This is a genomic window from Intrasporangium sp. (assembly GCF_039812505.1).
Classification (GTDB): Bacteria; Actinomycetota; Actinomycetes; order Actinomycetales; family Dermatophilaceae; genus Intrasporangium_A.
This window is the reverse complement of the sequence record NZ_JBDIAQ010000009.1, coordinates 37,839-51,713: the sequence shown is the minus strand read 5'-3', so window position 1 is coordinate 51,713 and position 13,875 is coordinate 37,839. Positions and strand designations below refer to the sequence as shown.

Sequence of the window (13,875 nt, the reverse complement as noted above, 5' to 3'; positions counted from 1 at the left end):
CAACCGCGCCGCCGAACCACACTTACCCCACCCCACGACGGCCGAAGGCCCCGTTTGCTCGATCGGCAGGGGTGCACCCTCGATCGGCAGGGGTGCACGCTCGATCGGGCAGGCGTGCACTCTCGATGGGTACAGGCGCTCGCTAGGCTGGGCCGGTGACCAACGAGCCCGACGCGCCGATCACGTATGCCGCCGCCGGAGTCGACGTCGAGGCCGGCGACCGGGCGGTCGAGCTGATGAAGGACGCGGTGCGCCGGGCCACGCGGCCCGAGGTGCTCGGTGGTCTGGGCGGTTTCGCCGGCATGTTCGACGCCAGTGCGCTCGCCCGGATGACCCGTCCGGTCCTGGCGACGAGCACCGACGGCGTCGGCACCAAGGTCGCCATCGCCCAGGCCCTCGACAAGCACGACACGATCGGCTTCGACCTGGTCGGCATGGTCGTCGACGACATCGTCGTCTGCGGCGCCGAGCCGCTGTTCATGACCGACTACATCGCCACCGGCAAGGTCGTGCCCGAGCGGGTCGCGGCCGTCGTCGAGGGGATCGCCCGGGCCTGTGAGCAGGCCGGGGTCGCCCTTGTCGGCGGCGAGACGGCCGAGCACCCCGGGCTGCTGGCTCCCGACGAGTACGACCTGGCCGGCGCCGCCACGGGCGTCGTCGAGCACGACGCGATCCTCGGTCCGCACCGGGTCGTGCCGGGCGATGCGGTCGTCGCCCTGGCCAGCAGCGGTCTGCACAGCAACGGCTACAGCCTCGTGCGCCACGTCGTCGCGTCAGCGGGCTGGCGGCTCGACCGGCACGTCGCCGAGTTCGGACGAACGCTCGGTGAGGAGCTGCTCGAGCCGACCCGGCTCTACACCAAGGCGCTGCTGGGGCTCCTCGGCACGCCCGGCCTCGAGATCCACGCCCTGTCCCACGTGACCGGCGGCGGGCTGGCCGCCAACCTCGCCAGGGTCCTGCCGGCCGGCACGTTGGCAACGCTGGATCGGGCGACCTGGCGCCCGCCGGCCGTGTTCCGGACCGTCCAGACGCTCGGACGCGTGCCGCAGGCCGACCTGGAGCGGACGCTGAACCAGGGCGTCGGCTTCGTGGTCGTCCTGCCGACCGACCACGCCGACCGCGTGTGCGAGCTGAGCGCAGCCGGCGGCATACCGGCCTGGCGGCTCGGGGAGGTCACCACCGGGGGCACGACGGCGGTTGCCCCGGACGTCGAGCTGGTCCGCGGCGCCAAGGGCGTCGCCGGTGGCGGCGTCCGGCTGGTCGGCTCCCACCCCGCCTGAGCGTGGGTGCGACCGACCGCTGCGTCGGGCCGGCCCGACGCACGAGGTGTGCTGGACGAGGGTGGGGCGGGCTCAACGCTCGCCCGAGGCCCACTTCCCGTAGTCGTCGTAGTCGTCCGTGTCGACCCGCGGGGGATCCTCGTGGTCCACTTCGGACGCCTTGTGCAGCTCTCGCTCAAGCGCGCTCAAGTCCGTGTCAGGTGTGTAGTACTTGAGCTGCCGTGCGACCTTGGTCTGCTTGGCTTTGGCTCGGCCGCGCCCCATGGCGTGACCCCCTCGTGCGTCGTGCCGAGGCGGCATCGCACCTCGAAGGGCAACCGCCCTCCGATGCTCCGCGTAGCGGCCCCGGGAATGTGTGTGTTCTCGTGGTGCTAACGCTACATGAGTACGCCGGGTTTCGCTGTCCCCGTGCCTCCGGCCGGGCGCGGCACGACGGCCGTCATAGAGTCACAGGTGGGGGCTGAGCCGGCACGATCCGTCCTATTCGCGGAATGTGCCCCTCCTGGGCCCTTATCCAACGTAGGCTGAAGGCATGGACCCAGAGTGGGGGCCATGTTTGTGTCGCCGCGCATGCGGCAGGTGGGGGAAACACTAGATGACGACACAAGAACCAAGGGAAGCGGACAAGCTGCTGACGCCCGCCGAGGTGGCAGCACTGTTCCGGGTCGATCCGAAAACCGTGACGAGGTGGGCGAAGGCGGGCAAGCTGACGTCCATCCGAACTCTCGGCGGGCATCGCCGGTACAGGGAGTCCGAGGTACGAGGGCTACTGGCAGACCTGTAGCCGCAGGGATCCCGGTGGGTGGCCGGGCTGCAAAGACGGGTCCAGGGCCTGAGCGCCATGCTTGGCTGCTCAGTGCCCCAGGGCACGTAGTTGGAGACGTATGGCCAGCCGCACGTCCGGGTCCTCCAGATGGATATCGACGACCTCGGTGAGCCGGTTCAGTCGGTAGCGCAACGTGTTGGGGTGCACGTGCAGACGCGCTGCCGCGGAACGCGGGTCACCGGGGTGGTCGAGCCATGCCGCGAGAGTCCGTGCATAGTCGGTGCCGTGCTCGTTGTCGTGTGACCGCAGCGTCACCACTGGGCCGAGCAACCCATGAGACCGTATGCCGCTGACCGCTCGGTCGACCGTGACGGGCGCCCAGGCCTGTTCCACGGTGGCCGTGGGGCCGGGCAGGCGGCCGCTGCCGAGTGCGCGCAGCGTCTCCACCGCCTCGGCGCGAGACCGGGCCAGGCCCTGTGGGCGGCTGACCAGGCCGCCGGCGCCGGCTCGGGCCGTCGGGTGGTCGCCGGACAGGCGCTCGGCGAGGTCGACCAGCCACGACCAGGTGGCCGGCTCCGGCGACTGGTGCTGATCCGACCCTTCCGGGTCGCGCACGAGGGCGACGGCCGTATCGTCGATGGCCGCCGCCAGCGGCTGACGCCACGAGGCGCGCCGGAAGGCCGACTCCCAGAGGTCCAGGGGGACGCCGGTGTCGTCGCCCTCCCGCCGGGCGTCCAGGGCGACCACGCGCCACGGCCCCGGGGGCAGCCACTGGTCGGCGCCGGCCACGTCGCCGGACAGCACGGCCCGGAGCCGGTCGGCGCTGAGGCGGCGAGCCACGTCTGCCTCCGAGCGCAACCGCAGCAGGTGCAACGCGACGACGGAGGCGGTCTGGGTCAGAGACCTGAGCACGTCGGTAGGCGGGGGCTCGTCGACGACGGCCCAGATGGAGCCGAGCCACTCGGTGCCGGCCCGGACCGGGATTACCAGACGTGGGCGCAGCGAGCCGTCCGGCGCGGCCGGGACGAAGAACGGGTCGGCCGAGCGGGCCAGCCGACGGAACACACCGCGACCCCGCAGGCTGGTCAGCACAGCGTCGGGGACCTTGCGTCCGACGATCGTCGAGACCCGGATGGGGTCGGCCACGTCCTGGCGCGAGGAGTAGGCCAGCACCCGCGACTGGGGGTCCTCGATCGTCACCGGCGCGTCGAGCAGCGTCGCGCACGCATCGGCCAGCGAGAACAGCTCGTCGTGGATCGGGCCGGTCCCGGTCACCTCGCCACCGGGCCCGGCGGCCCGGTCGAGCACGCCGCGCAGCAGCCACACGACGTGTGCCCAGGAGGCCTGGTCGGACAGCTCCACCAGGCCGACGTGGTGGCGCTTGGCCGCCGAGCGGACCTCCCGGCTGCGCGCGGTGGTGTGCCGGAGCACCACCGCGGCGGCACCGCCGGCACCGGCCCGGGTAACCAGGTCGGCCGCGGCCTGCGCGCGGTCTGCGCCGATGCCGAGCACGAGGTCGCCCGCCTGGCCGAAGACCTGCTGGGCCGGCTCGGCCACGGTGATGTCCTCGACGAGGCGGCGCGGCGAGTCGACGACGACCCGCAGCAGGCCGCCGCCGAGCGTTCCCACGAGGTCGGCCACGGACAGGCCGCGCGCGGACTGGGGTGAGCTGGGCGACATACCGGCATTGTGACGTATGCATTGTCGTGAGCGAACGACGATCCGAGAGCACTTTGGTGTCGTGGCACCATGGGGTTGCGGCCGGGAAGCGGGACGATGGAGTCATCCCCCAAGTCATCCGTCAGAGAGCAGTGTTGCAAATGGCCATCACCCCGTCAGGTCTGCCAGCCCCCCACCGTGTCGTCGTCGTCGGTGCCGGGATGGTCGGCCTCGCCACCGCGTGGTTCCTTCAGGAGCACGACGTCGAGGTCACCGTCATCGACCGTGAGGGTGTCGCGGCCGGCTCGTCCTGGGGCAACGCCGGCTGGCTCACCCCGGGCATCGCCACGCCGCTTCCCGAGCCGGCCGTCCTGAAGTCCGGCCTGCGGGCGCTGCTGAGCCCGAACTCCCCGGTCTACGTGCCGCCGAGCGCGGACCCGAACTTCCTCAAGTTCGTGGCCGGCTTCACGCGCAAGAGCACGATGAAGGCCTGGAAGCGCGCCATGACCCAGCTCGTGCCGATCAACAGCATGTCGCTCGAGAGCTTCGACCTGCTCGAGGCCGGGGGCGTCGAGGCGCACACCCACGAGGCGAAGTCGTTCACCGCGGCATACCGCACCGCGCAGGAGCGCGAGACGCTCCTCGAGGAGATCGAGCACATCCACGCGGCCGGCCAGCCGATGGAGTACAGCGTCCTGACCGGTGACGAGGCCCGCGCCATCGAGCCGGCCCTCTCCGACGCGATCGGCGCCGCGATCGTCCTGCACGACCAGCGGTACATCAACCCCGGCGAGTTCGTCCACGCGCTCGCCGCATCCGTAGCGCACCGTGGCGGCAAGATCCTGTCCGGGGCCACCGTCAGCGACATCCGCGACACCGGCCACGGTGTGGTCGTCAAGACCGCCGAGGGCAGCGTCGAGGAGTTCGACGCCGCGGTCGTCGCCACCGGTGCCTGGCTCGGCAAGCTCGCCCGCGAGTTCGGCGTCAAGCGCGTCGTGCAGGCCGGCCGCGGCTACTCGTTCAGCGTCGCGATCGAGCACGTGCCCAACGGCCCGGTCTACTTCCCCGCTGCGCGGGTGGCCTGCACCCCGCTCGAGGGTCGGCTGCGCGTCGCCGGGATGATGGAGTTCCGCAAGCCCGAGGCTCCGCTCGACGGGCGCCGGATCAAGGCGATCGTGGAGGCGGCCCGGCCGCTGCTGACCGGCGCCGACCTGGACCACCGCCAGGACGAGTGGGTCGGCTCCCGGCCGTGCACCACCGACGGCCTGGCCCTGATCGGCATGACCCGCTCGCCGCGGGTGTTCGTGGCCGGCGGGCACGGCATGTGGGGCATCACGCTCGGCCCGGCCACCGGCCGCCTGCTCGCCGAGCAGATGGTCACCGGCACCGTGCCGGAGGCGCTGCGCCCGTTCAACCCGCTGCGCTGACCTGGCTCAAGCCTGGCTCGAGGGCCCGGGGACCGTTGGGTGCCCCGGGCCCTTTGCCGTCCCGCTGAGGGCACAGCCGGGTCCCGCGACTCGGGTCTGTGCGTGGTTGTGGTTGCCCTGGCGACCACAACCACGCACAACGCCCGCGGCACGGCGGCGGCCGCGGCCGGGGGCCGTCGTCACGAGCGACGGCACAGCCGAGGATCAGGACAGGAGCTGACGCAGGCTCTGTATCGTGTCGACCTGGTCGACCGGCTTGTCGTCGCGGTAGCGCAGCACCCGGGCGAACCGCAGCGCCAGACCCCCCGGATAGCGCGGGGACCGCTGCACGCCGTCGAAGGCCACCTCGACCACCTGCTCCGGGCGCAGCCGCACGACCCGGCTCGCGTCGGGGTCGCCGACGGCGAGCCGGCGAAACCGTGCGGTCTGCCACCGCAGCATCTCGTCGGTCATGCCCTTGAACGTCTTGCCGAGCATGACCAGCCCGCCGGTATCGGCGTCCCGGGCGCCGAGGTGGATGTTGGAGAGCCAGCCCCGACGCCGGCCGCTGCCCCACTCGACGGCCAGGACCACCAGGTCGAGGGTGTGCCGGGGCTTGACCTTGACCCACCCCGGGCTCCGTCGCCCGGCCGCGTAGGGACGGTGCAGGTCCTTGACGACGACTCCCTCGTGGCCGGCAGCGACGACCTCGGCGAAGAAGCCCTGGGCCTTCGCCAGGTCGTCCGTCGTGACGCGGGCCACGAGCTGCCCGGCCGGTGCGGCCGCGGCGAGCCGGGCCCACCGCTCCTCGAGCGGACGGTCGACGAGGTCGACGCCGTCGACGTGCAGCAGGTCGAAGAAGCGGACCGTCAGCGGCACCTCGGCGCGCATCCGCTCCGGGTCGGCGCTCGAGGCGGTGCGGGCCCCGGTGACCTGGAACGGGAGCGGCCGGCCGTCGCCGCCGAGCGCGATCACCTCGCCGTCCAGCACGGCTCGTCGCACCGGCAGCCTGCGGACCAGGTCGACGACCTCGGGGAGGCGGTTCGTGACGTTCTCGAGCGTGCGCGTGAAAAGGCCCACGGCACCGTCGTCGAGATGGGCCTGCAGCCGGATGCCGTCCAGCTTGGCCTCGAGGGCCACCTCGCGGCCCAGCGTGGCGAGGGCGGTCGCGACGTCGGGCGCCGCGGCGGCGAGCATGGGCCGCAGCGGCCGGCCGACCTCCAGCCCGATGGCATCGAGGGCGACGGTGCCGCCCGTCAGGGCCGCTACCGCGACCGGTCCGGTGCGACCGGCGAGCATGACGGCCCGGCGGACCGCGCCGTCGGGCACGGCCGCGGCCGTCGCGATCGCCTGCAGCATGATGCCGTCTGCGGCACCCTGCCGGGCCTCGCCGACGAAGACCGCCCGGAGCCAGGCCTGCTCGTCTGCGGTCGCCCGGGAGAACAGCTGCTGCACGAGTCGGGTCCGGGCAGCAGCAGACCCGGATCCGGAGGCCAGTGCCAGTTGCTCGGCGGCGGCGTCGACGTCGGCGACCGTGAGGGTGGCCTGTTCGGCCGGCGCCGGCAGCCCGACCAGGCTGCGCCAGGACACTCCGGTGCGGCGCTGGGGGAGCGAGCCGGACAGGTAGGTCACGACGGTGTCGACGCGGCCCGGCTGCTCGGCCGCCGCCCTGCGCAGGGTCGCCGCCAGCTGCTCGACCTTGGCGGTGCGTGACGGGGTCGCGGTGACGGCGCGCGAGGTCGCGACGAGCTCGGAGAGCAACACCCTCCGATTGTGGCAACGAACGCCGACAGGGCTCACCCCTGGCGACGGGTGGTGGTGTGTCAGGCCTGTGGTGCGGGCCGGAGGAAGTGCGAGAGGACGGCGGCGGGGTGCCGGCGGCAGATCCACGTCGTTCCCGCCACCCGCTCACCCCGACCGCACCGGATCGGTACCGCCGTGGACCGGCTGCTGTGCGAGGGCGACGGTTCCGGCGACCGCAAGGCCGACCCCGAGCACGGCCAGGCCCGCGGTGCCCGGCCGCACGGTGTCACCCAGCGCGAGCACGCCGACGACACCCGGCATGACGACCTCGACCACCCATAGCACGGCCGTCGCGGGCCCGACCTCACCGCGCTCCAGGGACCGGGCGTAGAGGATCGCGCCGAGGGCACCGAAGGCCAGGATCGTCCACGCGATGGGGTCGCGCAGCACCGCCGGCCGGCTCGCCTCGTCGAAGGTGACCGCGCGCGCGCCCATCGCCGCGCCGGAGAAGGCGAGCGCGGCGAGCGTCGCGAGCCGGGTTGAGCCGCCGTGCGGGTAGAGGGCGACCCCGGCGAGGGCGACGCCCACCAGGAGCGTCAGCAGGGCAGCGGTGAACCACTCCGGCACGGGCCGGCTCGACTCCGTCCCCGCCGACCACGACACGCACCCGAGGCCGACCACGACGGCGACCGTCGCGACCCGGGCCGACGGGCCGAACCGGGTGCCGAGGACGAGCCGGGACAGCACGACCGTCACCGCGAGCGACCCGGCGAGCAGGGACTGGACGACGAAGAGCGGCAGTACCGCGAGCGCCACGAGCGAGGCGACCCAGGCGAGCAGGTCACAGCCGAGTCCGGCGACGTAGGCGGGGTGGCGCAGCACGGCCGCGCCGCTGGCCCGCCCGGCGGCATACGCCTGGGCGACGGAGGCGACCCCGTAGAGGAGCATGCCCGCGAGCGCAGCCGCGTACGCACCCATGCCGCAATACTGGCCTTCGAGGCTGCGCGTCGGCTGGGGGTCAGCGGGAGCGGACCATCCGCAGGGCGAGCTCGCGGTAGTGCGCGGCCACGTGCTCGGGCTGCCACGCGCCGGAGGCCCGGAACCAGCGGCCGAGGTCGACGGCGAGGCTCAGCACCGCGAGCGCCGTCAGGGCGGGGTTCTCGACGGCGAACTCCCCGGTGAGCACCCCCGACTCGAGCACGTCCCGGGTGGCCTGCTCCATCTGCCGGCGCAGGACTGCTATCTGCTCGTGGTGCTCCGGGGTCAGCGCGCCGAGCTCGTAGTTGACGACCCGCGCGACGGCGTGGCTGCGGGCGTGCCACAGTGCGAAGTCGTGGGCCATGCCGCCGAGCCGCTCCGTCGCCGTCGTCCCCCGGGCTGCGGCCGCGCACAGGACCTCGAGGGCGGCCACGTGGCCGGCCCGGGAGATCTCGTAGAGGACGTCCTCCTTGGTCGGGTAGTGGACGTAGAGCACGGCGGCGGACAGCTGGGCCTGCCGGGCGATGTCGCGGGTCGTGGTGCCGTGGAAGCCGCGCTCGCCGAAGCACCGCGCCGCCGCGTCGAGGATCCGCTGCTGCGCAGGTGTCGGCTCGGCTGCACCGGGGCGCTGCGCCGCACTGCGCTGCTGCACCGCACTGGACTGCTGCACCGCGCTCTCCTTCCCGGGGATGACGTGGCCCACACCGACTTGACGAACCACGTGCCGACTCGTCATGGTAAGCAAGCGCTCATGTCCTGGGCAATGGTCCACGCCGGTGCGACGGCCGTGCCGCCACGCGAGACCCGGCACCCCGACGCACCGCTCGACGGGCGGGCACCGGGCCGGCGAGCCGGACGCGAGCGAGCGGCATACCCAAGTCACCGACACCGAGGAGCAGCAGTGAACGCACAGACCCCCCGCACCGCCATCGTCACCGGCGCCGCTCGCGGCATCGGTGCGGCCGTCGCCAGGCGGCTGGCCGGGGAGGGGCATGCCGTGGCGGTCCTCGACCTCGACGAGCCCGCCTGCGCGACAACGGTCGAGGCGATCACCAGCATCGGCGGCCGGGCGGTCGCCGTGGGCGTCGACGTCGCCGACGAGGCGGCCGTGCAGACCGCGGTCGAGCGGGTCGCCAGCGAGCTCGGCGACCCCACGATCCTGGTCAACAACGCGGGCATCACCCGTGACAACCTCATCTTCAAGATGACCGTCGGCGACTGGGACGCCGTCCTCGGGGTCCACCTGCGCGGCTCGTTCCTGATGACCCGGGCCGCCCAGGCGTACATGACCAAGGCGAAGTGGGGCCGCATCGTCAACCTCTCCTCCACCTCGGCGCTCGGCAACCGCGGCCAGGTCAACTACTCGGCCGCCAAGGCCGGTATGCAGGGCTTCACGAAGACCCTCGCCATCGAGCTCGGCAAGTTCGGCGTGACCGCCAACGCGATCGCCCCTGGCTTCATCCAGACCGACATGACCAGGGCCACCGCGGAGCGCCTCGGCGTGTCCTTCGAGGACTTCATCGCCTACAGCGCCAAGGAGATCCCGGTCCAGCGGGTCGGGCAGCCCGAGGACATCGCGGCGGTCGCCGCGTTCCTGACCAGCGAGGAGGCCGGCTTCGTCTCAGGCCAGGTCATCTACGTCGCCGGGGGGCCGAAGGGCTGAGCGGCGCATGAGCCAGGACCCACCGGGCCTCCCGCTCGCGCCGCTGGGGCGTTTCCTGGCGCGGGCGGCACCCGGGCTGCTGGCCGGCCCGCTGCAGGCCAGCCTCGTCGCGGGCGGGAAGTCGAACCTCACGTATGCCGTCACCGACGGGCGGCGCTCGGTCATCGTGCGGCGGCCACCGCTCGGGCACGTGCTGGCGACGGCGCACGACATGGGCCGGGAGCACCGGGTCATGTCGGCCCTGCGCGACACGGCCGTGCCCGTGCCGCGGATGTATGCCGCGTGCCCCGACCCCGAGGTCATCGGAGCCCCGTTCTACGTGATGGAGCACGTCACCGGGATCCCGTACCGGCTCGCGTCCGAGCTGGGCGTCCTTGGCGCGCAACGGGTCCGGGGCATCAGCGAGCGAATGGTGGACACCCTGGTCGGGCTGCACGAGGTGGACCCCGAGGCCGTCGGGCTCGGCGACTTCGGCCGCCCGCAGGGCTTCCTGGCTCGGCAGGTGCGGCGGTGGCAGCAGCAGCTCGACGCCTCGCGCAGCCGGGACGTGCCCGGGATCGACGAGCTGCACGCCCGGCTCGCCGCCGCCGAGCCGGTCGAGGGGCCGGCGGGCATCGTGCACGGCGACTACCGGCTCGACAACCTGCTGGTCGACGACGCCGACCGGGTGCGCGCCGTCCTCGACTGGGAGATGGCCACGCTCGGCGACCCGCTCACCGACGTCGCCCTGCTGCACGCCTACCTGACCATGCCGGCCCTGGTCGAGAGCAACGCCGTCTCCGACGCCTCGCTCGCGCCCGGGTTCCTCACTCCCGACGAGGCGCTGGACCGGTACGCGACCGGCCGGGGCCGCGACCTGGCCCACCTCGGCTTCCACCTCGGGCTGGCCTGGTTCAAGCTCGCCGTGATCCTGGAGGGGATCCACTACCGGTACACGCACGGCCAGACCGTCGGTGCCGGATTCGACTCGATCGGCGCGGCCGTCGAGCCGCTCGTCGCGCAGGGCCTGCGCTGCCTGCGCCCGGACCAGGAGGACTGATGGACTTCGCCCCCGACGACCGGACCCGCGAGCTGAGCGAGCGCCTGCTCGCCTTCATGGACGAGCGGGTCCTCCCAGCCGCCGGCACCTTCGACGAGCAGGTCGGCGCGCTCGCCGACCGGTGGGCGTGGAGCACGGTGCCGGTGCTGGCGCAGCTGCGCGACGAGGCGCGGTCCCGCGGGCTGTGGAACGCGTTCCTGCCCGGCCAGCGGGGGGCCGGCCTGACCAACCTGCAGTACGCGCCGCTCGCCGAGATCACCGGCCGGTGCCTGCGTCTGGCCCCGGCGGCCCTCAACTGCGCGGCCCCGGACACCGGCAACATGGAGGTGCTGAACGAGTTCGGCACCGAGCCGCAGCAACGGCAGTGGCTCGATCCCTTGCTGCGCGGCGAGATCCGCTCCGGCTTCGCGATGACCGAGCCCGGGGTCGCCAGCAGCGACGCGACGAACATCGCCACGAGCATCCGCCGCGACGGCGACCACTACGTCGTCAACGGTCGCAAGTGGTGGACCACCGGGGCGATGAACCCGGACTGCCGGGTCCTGATCGTGATGGGCAAGACCGACCCGACCGCGCCGCGGCACCGGCAGCAGTCGATGATCCTGGTGCCGCGCGACGCGGCGGGCGTCGAGGTCGTCCGCGGGATGGAGGTCTTCGGCTACGACGACCACGACCACGGCGGCCACGCGGAGATCGCCCTCACCGACGTGCGGGTCCCGGCGAGCAACCTGATCGCCGAGGAGGGCAGCGGCTTCGCGATCGCCCAGGCGCGGCTCGGCCCGGGCCGGATCCACCACTGCATGCGCGCGATCGGCGTCGCCGAGCTGGCCATCGAGGCGATGTGCCGGCGCGTCTCGGGACGGGTGGCCTTCGGCCGGCCGCTGTCGGAGCAGGGCATGGTGCGCGACTGGATCGCCGAGGCGCGCGTCCGGGTCGAGCAGCTGCGCCTGCTGGTGCTCAAGACGGCGTGGCTGATGGACACGGTCGGCAACAAGGGCGCGCACACCGAGATCCAGGCGATCAAGATCGCCACGCCCAGGACGGTCGAGTGGGTGCTCGACAAGGCGATCCAGGCACACGGCGCGGCCGGACTGTCCCAGGACACCGAGCTGGCGGCGGCGTTCGCCGGCATCCGGACCCTCCGCTTCGCCGACGGCCCCGACGAGGTGCACAAGGACGCCCTGGCCCGGGCCGAGCTGCGCCGCCACGCCGGCGCCCGGCTCCCGTAGGCTCGCCGGATGTTCTTCGAGGACTTCGCGGTCGGCCAGGTCTTCACGACCCAGGGCCGCACCATCACCGAGACCGACGTCGTGCTGTTCGCCGGGTGGAGCTGGGACACCAACCCGCCGCACACCGACGCCGAGTCGATGCGCACGAGCAGGTTCGGCGAGCGGATCGCCCACGGCATGCTGGGCATCTCGGTCGCGATGGGGCTCGCCTCGCGCCTCGGGGTCTTCGAGGACAGCTCGATCGCGCTGCTCGGGATCGACGACTGGCGCTTCACCGGGCCCATCCTGATCGGTGACACCGTCCGTTGCTCGGTCGAGATCGTCGGCACCCGACCGACCAGCCGCGGCGATGCCGGGATCCTCGACCGGCGCTTCGAGCTGCGCAACCAGCGTGACGAGCTCGTCCAGCACGGCCGGATCGGCCTGATGGTGGCCCGTCGACCCACGGACGCGGCTGTCGCGCCGACGGGCTGAGCGGCATACCACGAGGGGTATGCCGCTGGGCGGCCGCGCCGCTCGGCGGTGACCCTCGGCGCGAGTGACCCTTGAGACCGCTCACGGCACGGAATATGCTCGGGTGGACCATAAGGAGCGAACGTGAGCGTCTCTGCGACCGACCCGCAGGTCTCGGACCCGACGGCCCTGACCCGCAGCGAGCGACTCGACCGGCTGCCGTTCAACGCCCAGCACCGGCGGCTGCTGGTCGGCTCGGGCATTGGCTGGGCCCTCGACGCGATGGACGTCGGGCTCATCGCGTTCGTCATGGCCGCGCTCGCGAAGCAGTGGGGGCTCAGTGCCACGCAGCTGTCGTGGATCGGGTCGATCGGCTTCGTGGGCATGGCGATCGGCGCATCGGTGGGGGGCCTGCTCGCGGACCGGATCGGTCGCCGCAACGTCTTCGCGCTGACCCTGCTCGTCTACGGGGCGGCGACCGGCGCGACCGGGCTGTCGACCGGTGTCGCGATGCTGATCGTGCTGCGGTTCGTGGTCGGGCTCGGTCTCGGGGCGGAGCTGCCGGTCGCCTCGACACTGGTCAGCGAGTACTCCCCGGCGCGGATCCGGGGCCGCGTCGTCGTCATCCTGGAGGCGTTCTGGGCGGTCGGCTGGCTGCTGGCGGCGCTGATCGGCTACCTCGTGGTGCCCGCCTCGGCCGACGGGTGGCGCTGGGCGCTGTTCCTCGGGCTCGTCCCGTCGCTCTACGCGGTTCTGGTCCGGGCCCGGTTGCCGGAGTCCGTGCGCTTCCTCGAGTCGCGCGGGCGCACCGAGCAGGCCGAGGCGGCCGTGCGCAGCTTCGAGGCAGCCTCCGGCGTGGCCCCCGTCCCGTCGCCCACGGCGCAGGCGCAGGCCGCGCCGGGCTGGACGGCGCTGTGGGAGCGACCGCTGCGGGGCCGCACGGCAGCGTTGTGGCTGGTCTGGTTCTTCGTGAACTTCTCGTACTACGGCGCCTTCATCTGGATCCCGAGCCTGCTCGTGGCGGACGGCTTCTCGCTGACCAAGTCCTTCCAGTTCACCCTCGTGATCACCCTCGCGCAGCTGCCCGGGTATGCCGCCGCCGCCGTCCTCATCGAGAAGTGGGGGCGGCGCGCGACCCTGGCCTCGTTCCTGCTGGGGTCGGCGGTGTCCGCGGCGGCGTTCGGACAGGCCGGCACCGAGGTGGCGATCATCGCCGCCGGGTGCGCGTTGTCCTTCTTCAACCTCGGCGCGTGGGGTGCCCTGTACGCGGTGACGCCGGAGGTCTACCCGACGGCGCTGCGCGGGAGCGGGGCCGGATCGGCGGCGGCCTTCGGACGGGTCGCCTCGATCCTCGCGCCGCTGTCAGTCCCCTGGCTGCTCGGCCTCGGCGGCAGCGGGCTCGTCTTCGGGGTGTTCGGGGGCGCGTTCGTCCTCGCGGCGGCTGCCGCGCTCGGGCTGCCGGAGTGGCGCGGGCGCGCCCTGGCCGACTGATGGACTGACCCTGGGCCCATCCCGGTGGCATCCCGGCCCGACCCAGCCGCACAGGCGAGGGGGCCCAAACCTCGACCGGAGCCCAAGGGCGCGTCGAGTTCCATGCACGGGGATCAGTCCGGGCGGACTTGAGCTGAACTTGACTGGCCGACTGGCCGACCGTGTTAT

The 13,875-nt window shown here is 73.0% G+C and carries 13 protein-coding genes; 8 read left to right on the top strand and 5 right to left on the bottom strand.

The genetic code is table 11. From position 1 onward, the window contains the following. Positions 1–155: 155 nt before the first annotated feature. On the top strand, positions 156–1,280 hold the full coding sequence (purM, locus tag WMI84_RS02775; RefSeq protein ID WP_347350480.1) for a phosphoribosylformylglycinamidine cyclo-ligase: 1,125 nt from the start codon (positions 156–158) through the stop codon (positions 1,278–1,280). Between the two features lie 72 nt (positions 1,281–1,352). Here the strand turns inward: purM and WMI84_RS02770 are convergent, their stop codons facing one another. After that, complete coding sequence (locus WMI84_RS02770; RefSeq protein ID WP_347350479.1) at positions 1,353–1,544, bottom strand: DUF3073 domain-containing protein; 192 nt, start codon at positions 1,542–1,544, stop codon at positions 1,353–1,355. Positions 1,545–1,875: 331 nt separating this feature from the next. Here WMI84_RS02770 and WMI84_RS02765 point away from each other — a divergent pair, with 331 nt between their 5' ends. Continuing rightward, positions 1,876–2,064 carry a BldC family transcriptional regulator gene (locus WMI84_RS02765; RefSeq protein WP_347350478.1) on the top strand — a complete coding sequence of 63 codons (189 nt, stop codon included), beginning with the start codon at positions 1,876–1,878 and terminating at the stop codon, positions 2,062–2,064. A gap of 69 nt (positions 2,065–2,133) precedes the next feature. On the opposite strand, the gene WMI84_RS02760 is transcribed toward WMI84_RS02765, so the two are convergent. Further along, positions 2,134–3,726, bottom strand: a complete 1,593-nt coding sequence (locus WMI84_RS02760) for a helix-turn-helix domain-containing protein (RefSeq protein ID WP_347350477.1) — start codon at positions 3,724–3,726, stop codon at positions 2,134–2,136. A 140-nt stretch (positions 3,727–3,866) separates the two neighbouring features. Between WMI84_RS02760 and WMI84_RS02755 the strand changes: the two genes are divergently transcribed. Then, entirely contained in the window at positions 3,867–5,132 is a 1,266-nt protein-coding gene (locus tag WMI84_RS02755) for an FAD-dependent oxidoreductase (protein ID WP_347350476.1), read from the top strand. 204 nt (positions 5,133–5,336) lie between these two features. Here the strand turns inward: WMI84_RS02755 and WMI84_RS02750 are convergent, their stop codons facing one another. The 3 genes from WMI84_RS02750 to WMI84_RS02740 all read right to left on the bottom strand — a co-directional run bounded on the left by WMI84_RS02750 (position 5,337) and on the right by WMI84_RS02740 (position 8,502). Beyond that, entirely contained in the window at positions 5,337–6,875 is a 1,539-nt protein-coding gene (locus WMI84_RS02750) for an ATP-dependent DNA ligase (RefSeq protein ID WP_347350475.1), read from the bottom strand. A gap of 144 nt (positions 6,876–7,019) precedes the next feature. Next, on the bottom strand, positions 7,020–7,832 hold the full coding sequence (locus WMI84_RS02745) for a hypothetical protein (protein ID WP_347350474.1): 813 nt from the start codon (positions 7,830–7,832) through the stop codon (positions 7,020–7,022). A 40-nt stretch (positions 7,833–7,872) separates the two neighbouring features. Then, positions 7,873–8,502: a TetR/AcrR family transcriptional regulator gene (locus tag WMI84_RS02740; RefSeq protein WP_347350473.1), complete on the bottom strand. Its 630-nt coding sequence runs from the start codon at positions 8,500–8,502 to the stop codon at positions 7,873–7,875. A gap of 231 nt (positions 8,503–8,733) precedes the next feature. Between WMI84_RS02740 and fabG the strand changes: the two genes are divergently transcribed. The 5 genes from fabG (at position 8,734) to WMI84_RS02715 (ending at position 13,707) form a co-directional block, all read left to right on the top strand. Beyond that, positions 8,734–9,495, top strand: coding sequence for a 3-oxoacyl-ACP reductase FabG (fabG, locus tag WMI84_RS02735; protein WP_347350472.1), 762 nt, complete (start codon positions 8,734–8,736; stop codon positions 9,493–9,495). Positions 9,496–9,502: 7 nt separating this feature from the next. After that, a complete protein-coding gene (locus tag WMI84_RS02730) occupies positions 9,503–10,534 on the top strand; it encodes a phosphotransferase family protein (protein ID WP_347350471.1) in 1,032 nt (343 codons plus the stop codon). After that, a complete protein-coding gene (locus WMI84_RS02725; protein WP_347350470.1) occupies positions 10,534–11,763 on the top strand; it encodes an acyl-CoA dehydrogenase family protein in 1,230 nt (409 codons plus the stop codon). Before WMI84_RS02730 ends, WMI84_RS02725 begins: the two co-directional genes overlap by 1 nt. 9 nt (positions 11,764–11,772) lie before the next feature. Then, the gene (locus WMI84_RS02720) at positions 11,773–12,237 is read left to right on the top strand and encodes a MaoC/PaaZ C-terminal domain-containing protein (RefSeq protein WP_347350469.1); all 465 of its coding nucleotides are present in this window, start codon (positions 11,773–11,775) and stop codon (positions 12,235–12,237) included. Positions 12,238–12,360: 123 nt separating this feature from the next. Continuing rightward, positions 12,361–13,707: an MFS transporter gene (locus WMI84_RS02715; RefSeq protein ID WP_347350468.1), complete on the top strand. Its 1,347-nt coding sequence runs from the start codon at positions 12,361–12,363 to the stop codon at positions 13,705–13,707. Positions 13,708–13,875 lie beyond the last annotated feature (168 nt).